Origin of the sequence: Bradyrhizobium sp. BRP20 (assembly GCF_020194215.1) — a bacterium.
Classification (GTDB): Bacteria; Pseudomonadota; Alphaproteobacteria; order Rhizobiales; family Xanthobacteraceae; genus Bradyrhizobium; species Bradyrhizobium yuanmingense.
In genome coordinates, this window is sequence record NZ_JADYVY010000027.1 from 41,597 (window position 1) to 59,903 (window position 18,307).

Consider the following 18,307-nt stretch of genomic DNA (forward strand, 5'->3'; position numbering starts at 1 on the left):
CCACCCTCTCCCGCAAGGGGAGAGGGGAAGATCAGCGCTCCACCCGATACGCCTCCACCTGTGCCTTCAGCTCATTCAGCGGCGCGAGCGGCGCTTTCGGGTCGACGCGGTGCTCCCCGCTTGCCAGCCATCTCAGCACCATCGCGTCCACGGCCGGCGAATGGTGGATAACGTCGCTGTAATTGTTAAGATCGTGTGTCACCGCCTTGAGCGCGCGGAAATCGTGCAGGCGGACGTTGGGCAGTTGCGTCAATCGCTGCGCAATGTGCGCCGTGAGATCGGTGACGACCTTCAGCGTTTCGGGCGAGGCATCGCGCATCGCGACGAATTGCAGGATCGAATAGGGCGGGAGGTAGATGTCGAAGGTCACGTCGGGGTGGCGCGCGATCAGGCCGACGGCGTCCTGCTCGAAATGCCGGACCATGGCTTCGTAGCTGTAGCCTTCGCCGAGGAAGCGGCTGCGTACGGGGCTGGTAATGTAGGCAAAGGCGGCGAGCGTCTTCTTTGCGTTGTAGTCGCGCGCGACGTCGAAATCCCGCGGCAGGGCGTAGATGTCGTCGACGTCTGACAACGCAAACTTGACCGGCAGATAAGGCGACGCCCGGGTCAGCGGCTCCCGCAGCAGCGGGACGGACCGCAGCAGCGCGAACACCGATTCCTTCGCCATCGCCGCGCTGAACAGATAGGAGGCGATGCCCTTGGCGGTTCGGCGATAAAGATCGACGGACAAATAAGGGTCGGTCTCGATGTCCGCGGCATCGATGAAGATGAAATCGTCCATTTCCCAGATCACGCGCCTTGCGCCGCGGTCGATCGCCTGCTCCAGCACGAAGGCCTGCTGACGCGAGTTGGAGCCGGTCATCGCTAGCTTGAGCGAGCGGACACGAAGCGCGCGATCGATGTCGCTCTGGCGGAAATGGATCGCAAGCGAGGTGCCCATGAAGGCGGTGTCGAACGGCTGGCTGCTGATCAGCCCGGCATTCTGCACGCGCGTGTCCTCCGAGTAGAAGGCCGGGACAAGGCGCGAGGGGCGGAACAGCTGCAGGGGATCGACGATGAAGGTGAGCGCCGCGGCGCTCAGTACGCAGGCCGCGCTCGCCAGCAGAAGACGCCCGAGATTGGTGAATGCGCCCTGCATCAGAACCGGAAATAGATGAATTCGCTGTGGCTCTGGATGCCCAGGAAGCCGAAGGCGAGCAGCAGCGAGGCCGCATAGAGCACCAACGGCCGCGTGCGCCCTGCCCGCAAGGCCTCGCCGACCTCGCGGTTGCCGTGGTCGTATTCCATCAGCGCTTGTGTGTTCGGCGCCAGCCACACCAGCGCCGCATAGATCGCGACTTGCACCAGGGCCGCGATCTCCTCGCGGCCGAGCACGAGGTTCGAAGGGGCAGCCATGGCGTGGAGCACCCGCAATGCCCAGGCGACGCTCTCGGCACGGAAGAACACCCAGGCGATGACGACAGCGAGGAAGGTCAGCACGGCGCCGGCGATGCGAGCTGGGCGTGCAATCAGCGGCGGACCGTTCGGCACCAAGGCATTGAAGGCATGATTGACGCAGAGATAGGCGCCATGCAGCGCGCCCCAAATGACAAAAGTCCAGGCCGCGCCGTGCCAGAGCCCGCCGAACAGCATCGTGATCATCAGATTGACGTAGCGCAGCACGCGGCCTCTGCGGTTGCCGCCGAGCGGGATGTAGAGATAGTCGCGCAGGAATTGCGACAGCGTCATGTGCCAGCGCCGCCAGAACTCGACGATGCTGGTGGCCTTGTAGGGCGAGTTGAAATTGACGGGCAGGAAGATGCCGAACATCAGCGAGATGCCGATCGCCATGTCGGAATAGCCGGAGAAGTCGAAATAGAGCTGGAAGGTGTAGGCGAGTGCGCCGAGCCAGGCCTGGTCGAAGCTCGGCGAGCGCGCCTCGAAGGCGAGCGCGACCAGCGGCTGGATGCCGTCGGCAAGGCAGGTCTTCTTGAACAGGCCGATCGCGAAGATGATGATTCCGCACAACATGAGATGCCCGTCCGGGCGCTTGGTCTCCTCGTGCTCGAATTGCGGGATCATGTCCTTGTGATGGAGGATGGGCCCCGCGATCAGATGCGGGAAGTACGTCACGAACAGCGCGTAATGCGGCAGCGCATAGGCCGCGACCTGGCCGCGATAAGCGTCGACCAGAAACGCGATCTGGGTGAAGGTGTAGAAGGAGATGCCGACCGGCAGCAGGATGTGGAGCGCGACATCCGTGCCGAGCAGCGCGTTGACGTTCTCCGCGACGAAGCCGGCATATTTGAAGATGCCGAGCATGAGGAGATCGCCGACGACGCCGAGCGCGAGTGCGGCCTTTCGTTGCGGGTGCGTGAGCTCCGCCACGATGAGAAGATGGCCGACGCCGTAGTTGAAGGCGATCGAGAGCAGCAGAAGGGCGACGAACTGCCAGCTGCCGATTGCGTAGAAGGTGATCGAAGCCAGCGCCAGCCAGACCACCGGAGCCAGATTGCTGCGCCGGCCGAGCCGGAAATAGCCGGCGAGCACGACCGGCAGGAACAGCAGGATGAACGCATAGGAATTGAACAGCATCGGGCTGGACCGGCGGCGGGATATTGCCCCTCAAAGCACACAAGGGGCCGATCAACAACCCGGCAGCATGGGCGGTCGTGCTGGCAATCCGCGGAATCGGAACGATATAAGGGAACGCGCCTTCTCCCTCTCCCCGTTCTTACGGGGTCGGGACGAGCTGCGCTCGCCCTGAGAGGGTCGGGGTGAGGGGCCCGTCTCCGCAGGCGAGATCTGTCGAGGGGCCTGTACCCCCTCACCCGGAATTTGCTCTCGCAAATTCCGACCTCTCCCCGCAGGCGGGGAGAGGTTAAGAAGGCGACGCCGCGACACGTAGTTGATGAGGACCGAGTGACCCAAGCCAAGACGCCTTCGAAGCCCCCCGTCGCCCCGCGCCGGCTGCATTCCTTCACGCGGCACGGCATTACCGTGACTGACGATTATGCCTGGCTGAAGGACGCGAACTGGCAGGAGGTGCTGCGCGATCCCGCCGTGCTCGATCCTGACATCCGCAAATATCTCGACGAGGAGAACGCCTACACCGAGAGCCTGCTCGGCCACACCTCGGGCCTGCAGAAGACGCTGGTGCGCGAGATGCGCGGGCGGATCAAGGAGGACGATTCCAGCGTGCCGTCACCGGATGGGCCGTTCGCCTATTTCCGCAGGTTTCGCGAGGGCGGGCAGCACGAGCTGTTCGGCCGCATGCCGCGCGACGGCGGCGACGGCCAGATCGTGCTCGATGGCGACGCGCTCGCCAAGGACCACCAATATTTCAAGTTCGGCGGCAGCCGCCACTCCTACGATCACAAGCTGCAGGCCTGGAGCGCCGACACCAAAGGCTCCGAGTATTTCTCCATTCGCGTCCGCGACTGGGCGACGGGAAAGGACCTCGACGATCTCGTCGAGGAGACCGACGGCGGCGTGGTCTGGGCTGCGGACTGCAAGAGCTTCTTCTATGTGAAGCTCGACGACAATCACCGCCCGATGCAGGTGTGGCGGCACAAGCTCGGCACCAAGCAGGCAGACGACACGCTGGTCTATGAGGAGCAGGATGCCGGCTGGTTCACCCACCTGCATGAAAGCACCAGCGGCCGCTTCTGCGTCATCGCCGGCGGCGATCACGAGACCAGTGAGCAGCGGCTGATCGATCTCGCCAATCCCGAGGCGCCGCCGCGCCTGGTCGCTACGCGCGAGGAGGGCGTGCAATATTCGCTCGCCGACCGCGGCGACGAACTTTTCATCCTCACCAATGCCGACGATGCCATCGACTTCAAGATCGTCACCACGCCGCTTAGCCAGCCCGAGCGCAAGAACTGGCGCGATCTAATTCCGTATCGGCCCGGCATCTACATCATCGACCTCGATCTCTATGCCGGCCATCTGGTGCGGCTGGAGCGCGCCAATGCGCTGCCCTCGGTCGTGATCCGCGATCTTTCGACGAGCGAGGAACATGCCATCGCTTTCGACGAGGCTGCCTACTCGCTCGACACGATGGGCTCCTACGAATTCGCAACGACGACACTGCGCTTTTCCTATTCGTCGATGACGACGCCGTCGGAAATTTATGACTACGACATGGTCAAGCGCACGCGCGTCTTGCGCAAGCGGCAGGAGATTCCGTCCGGTCACGACCCGGCCGACTACGTCACGACGCGCATCATGGCGAAATCGTATGACGGCACCGAGGTGCCGGTCTCGATCCTCTATCGCCGCGGACTGAAGCTCGACGGCGCAGCGCCGCTGTTACTCTACGGCTACGGCTCCTACGGCATGGCCATGCCGGCCTCGTTCAGCGCCAACCGCCTGTCGCTGGTCGACCGCGGCTTCGTCTATGCCATCGCCCATATCCGCGGCGGCGCCGACAAGGGCTGGGGCTGGTACCTCGACGGCAAGCGCGAGAAGAAGACGAACTCGTTCGACGATTTCGCCGCCAGCGCCCGCGCGCTGATCGATACAAAATACACCAGCGCCAAGCGCATCGTCGGCCATGGCGGCTCGGCCGGCGGCATGCTGATGGGCGCGGTCGCCAACCGCGCCGGCGAATTGTTCGCCGGCATCGTCGCAGAGGTGCCGTTCGTCGACGTGCTCAACACCATGCTCGACGACACGCTGCCGCTGACGCCGCCGGAATGGCCGGAATGGGGCAACCCGATCGAGAGCGAGAAGGATTTCCGCACCATCCTGTCGTACTCGCCTTACGACAACGTCGCGGCAAAGGAGTATCCGGCGATCCTGGCGATGGGCGGGCTTACTGATCCCCGGGTCACTTACTGGGAGCCCGCCAAATGGATCGCGCGCCTGCGCGCAACCATGCGTGGGGGCGGCCCGGTCCTGCTCCGCACCAACATGGGCGCCGGCCACGGCGGCGCCTCGGGCCGCTTCGACCGGCTCGACGAAGTCGCGATCGTGTACGCGTTCGCGCTGTGGGCAGCGGGGATGGCGGAGGCGTGACGTCGTAGCCCGGATGGAGCGGACAGCAATCCGGGATTCGCGCAGAGATCAACACTGTTCCCGGATTACGCTCCGCTCCATCCAGGCTACGAGAGCGCTACCGCCCGTTCTTCTTGCGCCATTCCGCGAAATCGGTGAGCGTCTGCGGATCGGTGGCGGGATAGAGACCGAAGATGCCGCGGCCCTTGCCGACTTCCTCGGTGACGAAATCCTCGAACGCGGTCATCTCGAAGGTTTCGTTGGCGATCTCGTCTGCCAAATGCGCGGGGATCACGATGACGCCGTCGGCGTCGCCAAGGATGACGTCGCCGGGAAACACCGGCGCATCGCCGCAGCCGATCGGCACGTTGATCTCGATCGCCTGATGCAGCGTCAAATTGGTCGGCGCCGAGGGACGGTGGTGGAAGGCGGGAAAGCCGAGCCTTGCGATCTCGGCGGAGTCGCGAAAGCCGCCGTCGGTGACGACGCCGGCGACGCCGCGCTTCATCAGCCGCGTCACCAGGATCGCGCCGGCCGAAGCCGCGCGCGCATCCTTGCGGCTGTCCATCACCAGCACCGCGCCCGGTGGGCAATCCTCGACCGCTTTGCGCTGCGGATGGGAGCGGTCCCTGAAAACGTCGATAGTGTTGAGATCCTCGCGCGCCGGCATGTAGCGCAGCGTGAAGGCCTCGCCGACCATGGTCGGCTGGTCCGGGCTCAAGGGGCGGACGTCCTGGATCATCTGGATGCGCAGGCCGCGCTTGAACAAGGCGGTCGCGACGGTGGCGGTGGAGACGGATTTGAGTTTTGTGCGGGTGGCTTCGGAAAGTTTGGTCATGTCGTGCTCTCTCTCTCGTTCGTCATTCCGGGGCGCGCCACTTGGCGCGAGCCCGGAATCCATACTCCCTATCGTGGTTATGGATTCCGGCCATCGCTTCGCGATGTCCCGGAATGACAGGTGCTAGTAGATGGACGGCTCGCCGATCGGCGCGCCGAAATCGGTCTCCAGGAAGTCGAAGTCGCAGCCGTCATTGGCCTGCTTGATGTGCTTGGTGAACATCCAGCCATAGCCGCGCTCGAAGCGCCGCGCGGGCTGCTTCCAGGCGGCGCGGCGTTTTGCGAGCTCGACCTCGCTCACATCGAGATTGATGGTGCGCGCAGCGACATCGAGCGTGATGCGGTCGCCGTTCTGCACCAGCGCCAGCGGGCCACCGATATAGGATTCCGGCGAGACGTGCAGGATGCAGGCGCCGTAGCTGGTGCCGCTCATGCGCGCATCCGAGATGCGCACCATGTCGCGCACGCCCTGCTTCACGAGCTTGGTCGGGATCGGCAGCATGCCCCATTCCGGCATGCCCGGTCCGCCCTGCGGACCCGCATTGCGCAGGATCAGGATGTGATCCTCGGTGACGTCGAGATCGGGATCGTCGACCGCCTTCTTCATGGAGGGATAATCGTCGAACACCAGCGCGGGGCCGGTGTGCTTGAGGAAGCGCGGCGCGCAGGCGGAGGGTTTTATGACGCAGCCGTCGGGCGCGAGATTGCCCTTGAGCACGGCGAGCGCGCCCTCCTTGTAGATGGGATTGTCGATGCCGCGGATCACGTCGGCATTGTAGACCTCGGCCCCCTCGATGTTCTCAGCCAGCGTCTTGCCTGTGACCGTGACGCAATCGAGATGCAGATGCGGCTTGATCTGGCACATCAACGCCGGCAGGCCGCCGGCGTAGAAGAAGTCCTCCATCAGGTACGCATCGCCGCTCGGGCGGACGTTGGCGATGACGGGCACCTTGCGGCTCGCCGTCTCGAAATCGTCGAGGCCGATGTCCTGACCGGCGCGGCGGGCCTGCGCGATCAGATGGATGATGGCGTTGGTGGAGCAGCCCATCGCCATCGCGACCGCAATGGCATTCTCGAACGCCTTGCGGGTCTGGATCACCTTCGGCGTCAGATCCTCCCACACCATCTCGACGATGCGGCGGCCGCATTCGCTGGCCATGCGGATATGGTTGGCATCGGCAGCGGGAATCGAGGAAGCGCCGGGCAGCGTCATGCCGATCGCTTCCGCAATGGCGGTCATGGTCGAGGCGGTGCCCATGGTCATGCAGGTGCCGTAGCTGCGGGCGATGCCGGCCTCGATGTCGAGCCAGTCCTTGTCCGAGATCTTTCCGGCGCGGCGCTCGTCCCAATATTTCCAGCCGTCGGAGCCGGAACCCAGCGTCTTGCCCTTCCAATTGCCGCGCAGCATCGGGCCTGCCGGCAGATAGATCGCCGGAATGTTCATCGAGGTTGCTCCCAGGAGCAGCGCCGGCGTGGTCTTGTCGCAGCCGCCCATCAGCACCACGCCGTCGACGGGATGGCTGCGGAGCAGCTCCTCGGCGTCCATCGCCAGCAGGTTGCGATAGAGCATGGTGGTGGGCTTGAGCAGCGATTCCGACAGCGACAGCGCCGGCAGCTCCAGCGGCAGGCCCCCCGCCATCAGGATGCCGCGCTTCACGTCCTCGACGCGCGACTTGAAGTGCATGTGACAGGGCTGCGCGTCAGACCAGGTGTTGAGGATCGCAATGATCGGGCGGTCCTTCCACTCCTCCGGCGCGTAACCCATCTGCATGGCGCGGGAGCGATGGCCGAACGAGCGCAGATCGTCGGGCGCGAACCAACGCGCGCTGCGGAGCTGGTCGGGCATTTTCTTCTTCACGATGAGGCCCCATTTCTGGATGGTATTCCGCTCGATCACGCGGAAGATCAGGGCTCGACAAAGAGCCGGATGATGATCTCGGTCAAGAGGCCTGTGAAGACTGCAGGTATGCCGAGGAGGGCAAGGGGAGCTTTGGGCGCTGGCGTGCAGCCGCAGCGGGTAGATCGACCGGCTGCGCCGGCTACATCTGCCCTCACCCGGGCGCCGAAGGCGGCCCACGCCGCTCCCGCGACGATCGATTTAGCCGAGCCATTCCGTTTTAGGCCGCGTTGCGGCCGCTGCGCCGTTCCGGCCCGTGGTAATCGGCATCGCCACTCTTGCCGCGGTCCGTCGGACCGGTGCGCAGCCTGACGAAGAAGGCCTGGACCTCGGCGGCGAGGCGTTCGGCCGCCCCCGCGACGTGGTTCGCGGCACCCATCACCTCGTCGGCCGAGCGATTGGTTTCCGCGATGGCGCCGGAGACGGTGCCGATGCTGGTCGCCAACGTCTGTGTCCCCGACGCCGCCATCTGAACGTTCTGCGAGATCTCGCGCGTGGCGGCCCCCTGCTCTTCCACGGCGCTTGCGATCGCCGCGGTCACTTCGTCGATCCGGCGCATGGCGGTCGCGACCTCCTTGACGGAGGCGACCGCGCTGCCGGTCGCGTTCTGAATCGCGACAATGTGCTGCGCGATCTCCTGCGTCGCTTTGCGGGTCTGCTCGGCCAGCGCCTTGACCTCGGACGCCACCACGGCAAAACCGCGACCGGCCTCGCCGGCGCGCGCGGCCTCGATGGTGGCGTTGAGTGCCAGGAGATTGGTCTGGGCCGCGATCGCCTGGATCAGGTCGACCACCGAGCTGATGCTCTGTGCGGCGTGCGCGAGCCCTTCGATCTCACTCTCCGAACGCGCGGTCACCTCGCCCGCGGAGCGCACGGTCATGTTGGACAGCTCAATCTGGCGGCCGATCTCGACGATGGAGCCAGCGAGCTGCTCGGCCGCCGCGGCGACGGTCTGGACGTTGCCCGCGGTCTGTTCGGAGGTGGTCGCTGCGGACGCGGCCTGGCTCGTCGCATGATTGGCGATGCCGCTGAGGCTCTCTGCGGTCTGCCGCATGGTGCCCGCATTCTCGCCGACCAGCGCGAGCAGGTCGCGCGAGGTCGCGCGAAATTCCTCGACCGCCCCCTCCATGTTGCGGTTGGCCGCTTCGCGTGCCTCCGCCTCGCGCGCTAGGGACGCCGCCGCCCGTTGCTGGGCAATCACATTGTCGCGGAATTTGGCTACCGCCTGCGACACCACGCCGATCTCGTCGCCGCGCTCGGCCGTCCTGAATTCGACGCTGGTGTCGCCGCCGGACAGGCGCGCGGAATCGCCCACCAACTCGATGATCGGACGGGTTATGGAGCGTGCAACCAGGATCGCAATCGTTGCCCCGAGCGCAAGCGCTGCGGCGAGCAGGATCCATTGGAGCAGGAGCAATCTCTCGACTGCGTCGGCCACACTGCGGGCGTCGTCGGCGAGCTTCGATTGTTGATCACTCTTGAGACCGCCCGAGCGCTTGCCATCGGTATCCTTGCGACCGTCGAGCAGGTCGAGGATCCGGGCGGCGCGCGGCGCGGCCTCGGTCGACAGGATGAAGACCGGCATATTCCATTGCGGCGTCTGGCGGATGGCGAAGATCTTCTGCGGCAGCGGTATGAACGCCTCGTTCGCCTTGACGATGGCCCGATAAGCGGTCGCCTGCCGTGCGGTGAGCAGATCGGTCTGGGTACCGACCGACGCAAGCGCGGCCCTGAAGGTCGCCAGCGGCTTTTCGAACTTGTCACGATCGGCCGCCTCGCCCGAGGCAACGTACAGGCGCAATTGAGATCCCGCGGCGGCAAGATTGCCACGCACATCGGCAAACGTCTTGAGCAGGCGCTTGCGCGGCGGCGTCGCCTCCAGCGCCTCTTCCTCGTCGATCATGCCGGTGATCTCGGCGAACATGGCCGAGATCAGCGGCGCGGCTTCCTTCGCCAGCAATTCGCTCGCCGGATAGGCCGAAGGCGTGAAGGCGGCCGCTTCGGCCTTGTCCTGGGCCTTGCGGAATTCCGCCATCAACGTTCTGGCCTCGCTCCAATTGGTCTTGTTCTGGGGGCTGGAAAAGCCCTCCGCCATGCGGTCGACTGCAGCGGCCGTGCGATCCAGCTCGGCCCAGACCGCGGCCCGGTCGCGCTTGCCCTGCGCATCGCCAGTCAGCAGATAGCCGCGCAGCGTCGAAAGCGTGGAATAGAGATTGCCGACGAGCTCCGTGCTCGCGATCGCGACCGGCGCGCGTTGATCCACGACTGTCCTGATCCGCGACGAAATGTCCGAGACGGCGGCGACGGTGTAGATGACGGTCGCTGCGAGCAGGCCGCAGATCAACGCGAAGCCGCCGAGCAGCCGGGTGCGAATTCCGGTGTTCGCGATCGATTTGAACATGAGAGATCTCGAGCTGGTGGCCGGTTTGGGAGAACCGGCTTCGTCGGGTAAAGGAATGCCGAAATTGAAATACGCGAGGTACCGAGATGGAACTCGCGGAGATAGTAGTTCGCCCTCTTTAATTCGCGGTGAAGATCGGGTTCCGTACAACTACGGCGAGAAGAATATCTCCTGTCTTTGAAACGACTTATTGCATTCGGACCGGATCGCATATGCACGCAAGCGTGCGTACCGGCCACAGCGCCTCGTCTGTCGCCACGCCAGGAAGGCATTCGCGGCAAACGCGAGGTGCTTGCAGCGCGGCCAGAATCCGCGCAACAATTTTGCATTTGTTGCTTTGATTTGGGGCCGCTGGAACGCCCAATGCGGCCGGAGGATTTTAGGCGTGGCCAACATCCTGATCGTGGATGACGATCCGGCCGTCCAGTTCACCATCCGGCTGCTGCTGGAACGGGCTGGTCATCACGTGACGGTCGCCGAGGATGGCCGCAAGGGGCTGGCGCTGTTCGAGGCCAGCCGGTTCGACCTGCTGTTTCTCGACATCTTCATGCCCGGTATGGACGGACTGGAGACGATGCGTCACATTCGGATGCTGGCCCCAGCCGTTCCGATCGTCGTCATCTCCGGCCGTTCGATCACGCCGGATGCCTATGCGGAGCCGGACTTCCTGAAGATGGCGACCAAGCTCGGCGCCGTGGCCAGCCTGCAAAAGCCGTTCCGGCCCGATGCACTGCTTGCCGTGGTCGCAGATTGCCTGAAGGCCGACGCGCCAGAGGGGTCCGATGTCCGCTCCGGCCGCCGATGACAAGAACGCCTCTGCTGCAAGCCAAAAATGGCGCAGCGCTGCGGCAGGTCCGGCGAAACTCCCCATGCGAGCAGTAACGACGCTGGCCACGCGGCTGGCCCTCGCGATGATCCTGCTGGTTGCTGTCACCGTGGCCGCAGTCGGATGGTTGGGCTATCGCAACACCACACAGGCCGTCATTCCGCGGGTGCTGGAGCGGGTCGAAGCCCAATCCCGCCTGCTTGCAACCAACCTTGAATCCTACGTTGCCGGCGTACGCGGCGATCTGGTCGGCTATCGCGCCGCAGCGGCAATCAACGGCCTGATCCGGGCTCATGCCGGCGGCGGGATCGATCCGGCGGACGGCGTCTCGCAGCAGACCTGGCGCGAGCGTATCGCGGCGCGGCTCGCGGCCGAGATCGACGCCAAGCCCATCTACGGGCAGTTCAGGATCATCGGCGTCGACGACGACCAGCGCGAGCTGGTCCACGTCGATCGTTCGGGTCCCAACGGAGCAGCCCGGATCGCTCCGGACAGCGAATTGGAGCGCAAGAGTGGCCGCGCCTACTTCCAGGAAACCATACGGCTCGGGCCCGGCGAGATCTATGTGTCTCCCATCGAGCTCGCGACCCGTCAGGGGGGAACGACGGCGCCTCACGCACCGACTTTGCGCGTGGCGATGCCGCTGTTCACGGCCGACGACAAGCCGTTCGGCATCATCGTGGCCAATATCGACATGCGCCCGGCACTCGAGCGGGTCCGCGCGGCGACAACCTCGGGCGGAGATATCTACGTCGTGAATGCGCGCGGCGACTATCTCGTCCATCCCGACCGGACGCGGGAGTTCGGGTCATCGCGGGGCCATCCGACCGATTGGCGCAAAGACCTTCCGTTCTTGTCAGAACTGGCCGGCACGTCGGACGTGGCCACGCGGGTCACAACCGACGAGGCGGGCCGGACGAGCGGCGCGGCATTCGTGCCGTTATCGCTTGCGGGCAAGGAATGGGTCGCCATCGTCGCGACTGTTCCCCCGTCCGTGTTCGGCCGCGTGCCGGCCGCCATTCAAAAAACGTCCCTGCTCGTCGGCGTGCTGGCTGTTCTCGCCGCGGCTGCGCTCGCGGTGCTGCTGGCGCGCTCGTTGACCCGCCCGATCGGGCGTCTGACGGAGGCGGTGCAGGCCATCGGCAGCGGACGTCCCGCGGAGATCCCCGTCGATGCTAGCGGCGAGACCGGCGTGCTGGCCCGGGCCTTTGCGCGGATGGTGGAGGAGATGCGCGCGAAAACGGCCGCGCTCGAACGCGAGATCGAGGAGCATCGCCGCACCGAGGCCGCGCGGAGCCATCACGCGGCGCGCGAGAACCTGTTCAGTGCCGCGGTGGAATCGTCCGACGATGCGATCGTCATGCAGACGCTCGATGCCATCATCACCGGCTGGAATCCGGCCGCCGAACGCCTTTACGGCTATACGGCGGAGGAGGCGATCGGCAAGCCCACCTCGATCATCGTCCCGTCCGACCGCCGCGAACAGGGCAAGGACTATCTGCGGCGGATCGCGCGGGGCGAGCCGATCGAACGCTTCGAGACGGTCCGCCTGCGCAAGGACGGCACGCCGGTCGAGATTTCGCTCGGCCTGTCGCCGATCAAGGGACCGTCGGGCGAGATCATCGGCGCGTCCGGAAGCGCGCGCAGCCTGACCGAGGCGCGGCGCGCCGAGCGGGCGCTGCAGCACCAACTCGAGGAGCGGCGTCAGATCTTCGAGACGTCGCAGGATCTGATCATGGTCATGGACGCGCGGGGTCATGTCGCGCAGATCAGCCCGAGCAGCGAGACCATTCTCGGCTATCGGCCGGACGAGATGATCGGCCGCAGCGGCGCCGACTTCATCCATCCCGATCACCTGGAGCAGTCCCGTGCCGAGATGCGGGCGATGCGACACGGCGAGCGCGTCAGGCTGGCCGACACCCGCTGCTACCACAAGAACGGGCACGAGGTCTGGCTGTCCTGGCTCGGCAGTTGGTCCGAGCGCGCCAAGCGCTTCTTCTTCGTCGGGCGCGACATGACGGAAGCGCGGCTCGCGCAGGAATCGCTGCTCGAGAGCGAGCGGCTCGCCCGCAACATCGTCGAGACCTCGCTCGACGCCTTCGTCCAGACCGACGAGACCGGAAGCATCCTGAACTGGAACTCGCAGGCGGAACAGCTGTTCGGCTGGCGCCGCGACGAGGTGCTCGGCAAGAGCACGATCGACCTCATTGTCGCCGAGAGCGAACGTGGCCGGGTCCGAGCCGGCCTGAAACGCTTCCTCGAAGACGAGGGTGGCCGGACGCTGAACCGCCGCCGCGAGCTGATGTGCTGCCGGCGCGACGGCAAGGAATTCAAGGCCGAGTTGAGCGTCACCGCGCTGAAGCGGCGCGAGGGCCTGCTGTTCAACGTCTTCTACCGCGACCTCACCGACAAGATCGCCGCCGATGAGCGCATCCGCCATGCCGAGAAGATGGAGGCCGTCGGCCAGCTGACCGGCGGCGTGGCGCATGACTTCAACAACATTCTCACCGTCATCACCGGGACGATCGAAATTCTCGCGGAGGCGGTCGCCAAGGAGCCGCAGCTCGCGGCGATCACCAAGATGATCGACGAGGCCGCCGCGCGCGGCGCCGACCTGACCCAGCACCTGCTCGCCTTCGCGCGCAAGCAGCCGCTCCAGCCGCGCGAGATCGACATCAACTCGCTGATCGTCGACACCGCAAAGTTATTGCGTCCGACGCTCGGCGAGCAGATCCAGATCGAATCGGTGTTCGAGGACGAGAATTGCGTTGCCATCGTCGATCCCAACCAGCTCACCACCGCGATCCTCAACCTCGCGCTCAATGCGCGCGACGCCATGCCCGGCGGCGGCAAGCTGATCGTGGAGACCGGCGCCGCCTATCTCGACGAGGTCTATGCCAGCGCCAACGACGTGCCGCCGGGGCACTACGTGCTGATCGCCGTGAGCGACACCGGCACCGGAATCCCTGCGAACATGCTGCCCCGGGTGTTCGATCCCTTCTTCACCTCGAAGGGGCCCGGCAAGGGCACCGGACTCGGGCTTTCGATGGTCTACGGCTTCATCAAGCAGTCCGCAGGTCACATCAAGATCTACAGCGAGGAGGGCCACGGCACCACGATCAAGATGTATCTGCCGCCCGGCAAGACGCCGACGGCGGTCGGCGAGGGCGTGACACCGGCGACGATCGAGGGCGGACACGAGACGATCCTGGTGGTCGAGGACGACCGGCTGGTGCGCGACTACGTGCTGGCGCAGCTGCATTCGCTGGGTTACGTAACCTTGCAGGCCGCGAACGCCGCGGAGGCGCTCGCGATCGTCGCAGCCGGCAAGCCGTTCGACCTTCTGTTCACCGACGTCATCATGCCCGGCAAGATGAACGGACGGCAGCTCGCGGACGAGCTGATGAAGACGCGCCCGGATCTCAAGGTGGTCTACACGTCAGGCTATACCGAGAACGCGATCATCCATCACGGCCGGCTGGATTCCGGCGTGGTGTTGCTGGCCAAGCCCTATCGCAAATCGGATCTGGCGCGGATCATCCGCAAGGCGTTGAGCGGGTGAAGGCCCGTAGCCCGGATGGAGCGCAGCGCAATCCGGGAACAATCGTGCGGCGCGCGAAATCCCGGATTACGCTTGCGCTCCATCCGGGCTACGAAACCGTCGGTAAGGAGAGATGGACCCGGCTCAGCAACGCATCATTGCATGATGCGCTGCTGAGCCGTGGCACGAGACCATGTTACGACGCGCGCTGGGCTGCGGTCATCACGATGCGGATCAGGTCGGCGGCATTGCGCGCGCCGAGCTTCTTCATGATGTTGGCACGGTGGTCCTCGATGGTGCGCGGACTGATGCCGAGCGTGCGGCCAGCCTCCTTGTTGGAGGCGCCGGAGGCGAACTGCTCCAACACCTCGCGCTCCCTGCGCGTCAGCGGCTCGCGGCCGGGGAAATGCAGCGAGCCGAATTTCGGCGACGCGTTCTCCGCCTGCCTGCGTGCATAGGCACCGATCGCCTCGTCGAGACGGCCGACGATCTCGCTGCCGCGGAACGGCTTCTCGATGAAGTCGAGCGCGCCGCTCTTGATCGCGCCCACCGCCATCGCGATGTCGCCCTGCCCGGAGATCATGAAGATCGGCGCAGGATAATCCTCGCCGTGCAGCTCCTTCAGGATGTCGAGACCCGACTTCCCGGGAATATTCACGTCGAGCAGGATTGCAGCCGGCGTGCGGCTTCGCGCGACGGAGAGCAGCGCTGCACCGTCCGCAAAACAGATCACTTCATAGCCCGCCGCCTTCAACACCATCGACAAGGTGTCGCGAACGGCAGGGTCGTCATCGACCACGAAGATTTCACCGCGAGAGCTTTGTTCGGCCATGTGCCACATCCGGTTGGCATGAAGGACTCGCGTCCGCGCCATTCGTTATGGCGCTCGGCGCGGATTCGGCCCACCCGTATTTGTACGGGACATGGACTTAACGCACAAGTAGCGGCATGGCGCCTAATTGCATTGGACGGAGAATATCCATGCTAAATTTGGCCGACACGCCGCCTCCTGTCGCAACGTCCGAAGTCGAGAGCCGTGAGCTGATTGCGGCGGACCTTCGTTTACTGATCGCACAGATCGAGACCAGCATGCGCCGGATCGCCGCAGCCATGGATCAAGAACACGGCAGCGATCCGGAAGGTTCCGCAGATGTCGTCTTGCTCGACGACGTCACGCCCCGCTACGCCAGCGCGAGCGCGGCCCTCAATGTCTGCCGGGCGGGCCTCGGCCACGCCCTGCAATGTCTATCGGAATCCGGCAACGCGGCCGGAAGCCGCGTCTGACCGTATGGCGGCTCCGCAAGCTCAGGCGCGGTGCCGTTCCACGATCGCGTCGGTGGCGACACCACCCCAGGTGTGAATCGCCGGCAGGCCCATCGCGGTCTTGCCGAGATTGGCGAGGCTGATGCGCAGCGCCGCGAGATCCAGCGGCTTCGGCAGGCTCTGGAGCTCGATGCCGACCGAACGGGCGAAGCTGCGGGCGGCACTGCGGCGCTTGCCGTCCATGCCGCTGATGACGATCACGGAGCCTGCAAACTTCGCGCTCGCCATCTCGCGCAGCACGTCGACGCCGTCGCCATCCTCCAGCACGAGATCGAGCGTCACGCAGTCGAAGCGCGCCGCGCGCAGCTTCTCGATCGCGTCCGCCACCGATGGCGCCACAGTGACCTCGTGGCCCGCCTGCTTGGCCGCGACCGTGATCAGGCGGCGCTGCGTGGCGTCGTCATCGACCACCAGGAGCTGAAGTGCACGCCGCTCGGCGCCGTCGGGCAGGTTTGACGAGATCGGGGAAAGAGAACTTCTGGGCATTGCCGTATCCTGAGATTGAGAGCGTCAATGGATACACGGCTCGCGCTGAAGCCGCGTAAAGCTGCCGCGAGCAATTGACTCGGAAACGTTCAGCAAATGTGAAGCAAAGTGCGGGAAAGCGCAGCGACGGCGGCGGCGAGATCAGGCCGCGGCGTCGTGGCCACCGGCCGCACCGCGCTTCTTCCGGTTCTTGCCGCGCAGGAACTGGATGTCCATTTCGGCGCCGTTGACACGGACCAGCTCGCAGCGACGATAGGCGAGACCCGTGGACGACAGCAGCAGGAAGAACTCCTTCAGGTTCAAGCCCTGGATCGAGCCCTCCACCGTGAGAACCGCGTCGGTGTCGGAGATCGCGTTGAGCTTGCAGTCGCGCCGCCAGGTGCCGTCGATGGCCATGATGCAGACATCATAGCCACGGCTGAAGGTCACACGCTCCGCGCCCTTGCCATCCTCGGCCATGATTATCGTCCCGCCATCGCCGCCATGCGCGGCGCCGCACCGGCGAGAACCGGCTTGGCCGCGGCCGCGCGCGGATCATTCGGCTTGTAGAGGCCGCGCCGCTCCGGAATCGGCCGGAACGTGTCGGTCAGTCCAACCACGGTCTCGGCGGCGCCGAGCACCAGGAAGCCGTCGGGCTCGATCTGGCGCGCCAGGCGGTTGAAGATATTGATCTTGGTGTCCTGATCGAAATAGATCAGCACGTTGCGGCAGAAGATGACGTCGAAGGTGCCGAGCTGGGCGAAATCGTGCAGCAGGTTGAGCTGGCGGTGCTGGATCATCGCCCGCAACTCGGGATTGATCTGCCAGGTCTCGCCGGTCTGCCTGAAATATTTCACCAGCATCTGGATCGGCAGGCCGCGCTGCACCTCGAACTGGCTGTAGACGCCGGCCTTGGCCTTCTCCAGCACCTCTTGCGACAGGTCGGTCGCGATGATCTCGACGCGCCAGCCGGTGAGGGCTGCGCCCATCTCCTTCAGGCACATCGCCAGCGAATAGGGCTCCTGCCCGGTCGAGCCCGCGGCACACCAGATGCGCACGCTGCGCTTGGCCGCACGCGCCTTGATGACCTCCGGCATGATGTGGTCGCGGAAATGATCGAACGGGACCTTGTCGCGGAAGAAGAAAGTCTCGTTGGTGGTCATGGCCTCGACCACGTCGGTGATCAGCTGGCGCGAGCCGCCTTGCAGCTTCTGCACGAGCTCGGCGATGCCGGACAGCCCGGCCTTGCGGGCGAGCGGCAGCAGGCGGCTTTCGATCAGATATTGCTTGTCTGCGGACAGGTCGAGACCGGAATTATCCTTCAGGAACTTACGCAGATACTCATACTCGGTCGGGGTCACGGATGGCCTCTCGAAAGCTGTACTGGAAAACTCCGGCCCAAATACTTTAGGCCGGACACACTCAGACCATGACTTGTCCGACCGGGATCAAACCAACTTCAGCGAACTTGTCGGCGATGATGTCTTTGTCGAAGGGCTTCATGATGTACTCGTTGGCACCGCCGCTGAGCGCCTGAGCGATGTGAGCCACGTTGTTCTCGGTGGTGCAGAACACCACTTTCGGCTGGTCGCCGCCGGGCAAGCGGCGCATGTGGCCCATGAACTCGAAGCCGTCCATGACCGGCATGTTCCAGTCGAGCAGCACCGCGTCGGGCAGCTGCCGCTGGCAGATCTCGAGCGCCTTCGAGCCGTCCTCGGCCTCGGTGACCTCGAACTCCAGACCTTCCAGGATCCGGCGCGCGATCTTGCGCACCACGCTGGAATCATCGACCACCAAACACGTCTTCATTTCTGTTCTCCGGCTTCGATGTTTCGTTGGCTCAGGCGGCCATTTGCGTCTTGGTTTCGAGCTCGAGGACGCGGTCGACGTCGAGGACGACCATGAGCTGGCCGTCGAGGCGGTGGACGCCGCCGGCGAGCTTGGCCATGCGGGGGTCGAGGTTGACGGGGTTTTCTTCCTTACCGTCCTCGGGCAGGCGCAGCACCTCGCCGATCTGGTCGATCAGGAGGCCATAGG

The 18,307-nt window shown here is 65.0% G+C and carries 15 protein-coding genes; 4 read left to right on the top strand and 11 right to left on the bottom strand.

All coding sequences use genetic code 11. The features are described from left to right. Positions 1–31: 31 nt before the first annotated feature. Both I6F33_RS35000 and I6F33_RS35005 read right to left on the bottom strand, forming a co-directional pair. Complete coding sequence (locus tag I6F33_RS35000) at positions 32–1,138, bottom strand: hypothetical protein (RefSeq protein ID WP_225145563.1); 1,107 nt, start codon at positions 1,136–1,138, stop codon at positions 32–34. Then, positions 1,138–2,574 (bottom strand): MBOAT family protein, encoded by a 1,437-nt coding sequence (locus I6F33_RS35005; RefSeq protein ID WP_225131153.1) that lies wholly within the window; start codon positions 2,572–2,574, stop codon positions 1,138–1,140. Before I6F33_RS35005 ends, I6F33_RS35000 begins: the two co-directional genes overlap by 1 nt. Positions 2,575–2,901: 327 nt before the next feature. On the opposite strand from I6F33_RS35005, the gene I6F33_RS35010 reads away from it, so the two are divergent. Next, positions 2,902–5,001 carry a S9 family peptidase gene (locus tag I6F33_RS35010; protein WP_225145564.1) on the top strand — a complete coding sequence of 700 codons (2,100 nt, stop codon included), beginning with the start codon at positions 2,902–2,904 and terminating at the stop codon, positions 4,999–5,001. 97 nt (positions 5,002–5,098) lie between these two features. On the opposite strand, the gene I6F33_RS35015 is transcribed toward I6F33_RS35010, so the two are convergent. From I6F33_RS35015 to I6F33_RS35025, 3 genes are all read right to left on the bottom strand, one after another. Further along, positions 5,099–5,818, bottom strand: coding sequence for a ribonuclease activity regulator RraA (locus I6F33_RS35015; protein WP_225114575.1), 720 nt, complete (start codon positions 5,816–5,818; stop codon positions 5,099–5,101). A 123-nt stretch (positions 5,819–5,941) separates the two neighbouring features. Then, a complete protein-coding gene (araD, locus tag I6F33_RS35020; protein WP_225145569.1) occupies positions 5,942–7,663 on the bottom strand; it encodes an L-arabinonate dehydratase in 1,722 nt (573 codons plus the stop codon). A gap of 271 nt (positions 7,664–7,934) precedes the next feature. Continuing rightward, on the bottom strand, positions 7,935–10,115 hold the full coding sequence (locus tag I6F33_RS35025; RefSeq protein WP_225143736.1) for a methyl-accepting chemotaxis protein: 2,181 nt from the start codon (positions 10,113–10,115) through the stop codon (positions 7,935–7,937). Positions 10,116–10,500: 385 nt separating this feature from the next. On the opposite strand from I6F33_RS35025, the gene I6F33_RS35030 reads away from it, so the two are divergent. Continuing rightward, positions 10,501–10,920: a response regulator gene (locus tag I6F33_RS35030; RefSeq protein WP_036015915.1), complete on the top strand. Its 420-nt coding sequence runs from the start codon at positions 10,501–10,503 to the stop codon at positions 10,918–10,920. Beyond that, the gene (locus tag I6F33_RS35035; RefSeq protein WP_225145565.1) at positions 10,898–14,503 is read left to right on the top strand and encodes a PAS domain S-box protein; all 3,606 of its coding nucleotides are present in this window, start codon (positions 10,898–10,900) and stop codon (positions 14,501–14,503) included. Before I6F33_RS35030 ends, I6F33_RS35035 begins: the two co-directional genes overlap by 23 nt. A gap of 175 nt (positions 14,504–14,678) precedes the next feature. Here I6F33_RS35035 and I6F33_RS35040 read toward each other — a convergent pair whose 3' ends face one another. Beyond that, positions 14,679–15,314 carry a response regulator transcription factor gene (locus tag I6F33_RS35040; RefSeq protein WP_225145566.1) on the bottom strand — a complete coding sequence of 212 codons (636 nt, stop codon included), beginning with the start codon at positions 15,312–15,314 and terminating at the stop codon, positions 14,679–14,681. A 149-nt stretch (positions 15,315–15,463) separates the two neighbouring features. Here I6F33_RS35040 and I6F33_RS35045 point away from each other — a divergent pair, with 149 nt between their 5' ends. Next, entirely contained in the window at positions 15,464–15,766 is a 303-nt protein-coding gene (locus tag I6F33_RS35045) for a hypothetical protein (RefSeq protein ID WP_036015912.1), read from the top strand. A gap of 21 nt (positions 15,767–15,787) precedes the next feature. Here I6F33_RS35045 and I6F33_RS35050 read toward each other — a convergent pair whose 3' ends face one another. From I6F33_RS35050 to I6F33_RS35070, 5 genes are all read right to left on the bottom strand, one after another. Continuing rightward, on the bottom strand, positions 15,788–16,291 hold the full coding sequence (locus I6F33_RS35050; RefSeq protein WP_036015910.1) for a response regulator: 504 nt from the start codon (positions 16,289–16,291) through the stop codon (positions 15,788–15,790). Between the two features lie 141 nt (positions 16,292–16,432). Further along, complete coding sequence (locus I6F33_RS35055) at positions 16,433–16,750, bottom strand: hypothetical protein (protein ID WP_036015908.1); 318 nt, start codon at positions 16,748–16,750, stop codon at positions 16,433–16,435. 2 nt (positions 16,751–16,752) lie between these two features. Next, positions 16,753–17,631: a protein-glutamate O-methyltransferase CheR gene (locus tag I6F33_RS35060; RefSeq protein ID WP_036015907.1), complete on the bottom strand. Its 879-nt coding sequence runs from the start codon at positions 17,629–17,631 to the stop codon at positions 16,753–16,755. Positions 17,632–17,692: 61 nt separating this feature from the next. Continuing rightward, positions 17,693–18,079 carry a response regulator gene (locus tag I6F33_RS35065; protein WP_036015905.1) on the bottom strand — a complete coding sequence of 129 codons (387 nt, stop codon included), beginning with the start codon at positions 18,077–18,079 and terminating at the stop codon, positions 17,693–17,695. A gap of 31 nt (positions 18,080–18,110) precedes the next feature. Further along, positions 18,111–18,307: chemotaxis protein CheW (locus tag I6F33_RS35070; protein ID WP_198399999.1), on the bottom strand; the 197-nt coding region annotated here is incomplete at its 5' end.

Coding starts and splice junctions, on each gene's coding strand:
- I6F33_RS35000 (WP_225145563.1), bottom strand. CDS start 1,138: ATGCAGGGCGCATTCACCAATCTCGGGCGTCTTCTGCTGGCGAGCGCG.
- I6F33_RS35005 (WP_225131153.1), bottom strand. CDS start 2,574: ATGCTGTTCAATTCCTATGCGTTCATCCTGCTGTTCCTGCCGGTCGTG.
- I6F33_RS35015 (WP_225114575.1), bottom strand. CDS start 5,818: ATGACCAAACTTTCCGAAGCCACCCGCACAAAACTCAAATCCGTCTCC.
- araD (WP_225145569.1), bottom strand. CDS start 7,663: ATGCCCGACCAGCTCCGCAGCGCGCGTTGGTTCGCGCCCGACGATCTG.
- I6F33_RS35025 (WP_225143736.1), bottom strand. CDS start 10,115: ATGTTCAAATCGATCGCGAACACCGGAATTCGCACCCGGCTGCTCGGC.
- I6F33_RS35035 (WP_225145565.1), top strand. CDS start 10,898: ATGTCCGCTCCGGCCGCCGATGACAAGAACGCCTCTGCTGCAAGCCAA.
- I6F33_RS35040 (WP_225145566.1), bottom strand. CDS start 15,314: ATGGCCGAACAAAGCTCTCGCGGTGAAATCTTCGTGGTCGATGACGAC.
- I6F33_RS35045 (WP_036015912.1), top strand. CDS start 15,464: ATGCTAAATTTGGCCGACACGCCGCCTCCTGTCGCAACGTCCGAAGTC.
- I6F33_RS35050 (WP_036015910.1), bottom strand. CDS start 16,291: ATGCCCAGAAGTTCTCTTTCCCCGATCTCGTCAAACCTGCCCGACGGC.
- I6F33_RS35055 (WP_036015908.1), bottom strand. CDS start 16,750: ATGGCCGAGGATGGCAAGGGCGCGGAGCGTGTGACCTTCAGCCGTGGC.
- I6F33_RS35065 (WP_036015905.1), bottom strand. CDS start 18,079: ATGAAGACGTGTTTGGTGGTCGATGATTCCAGCGTGGTGCGCAAGATC.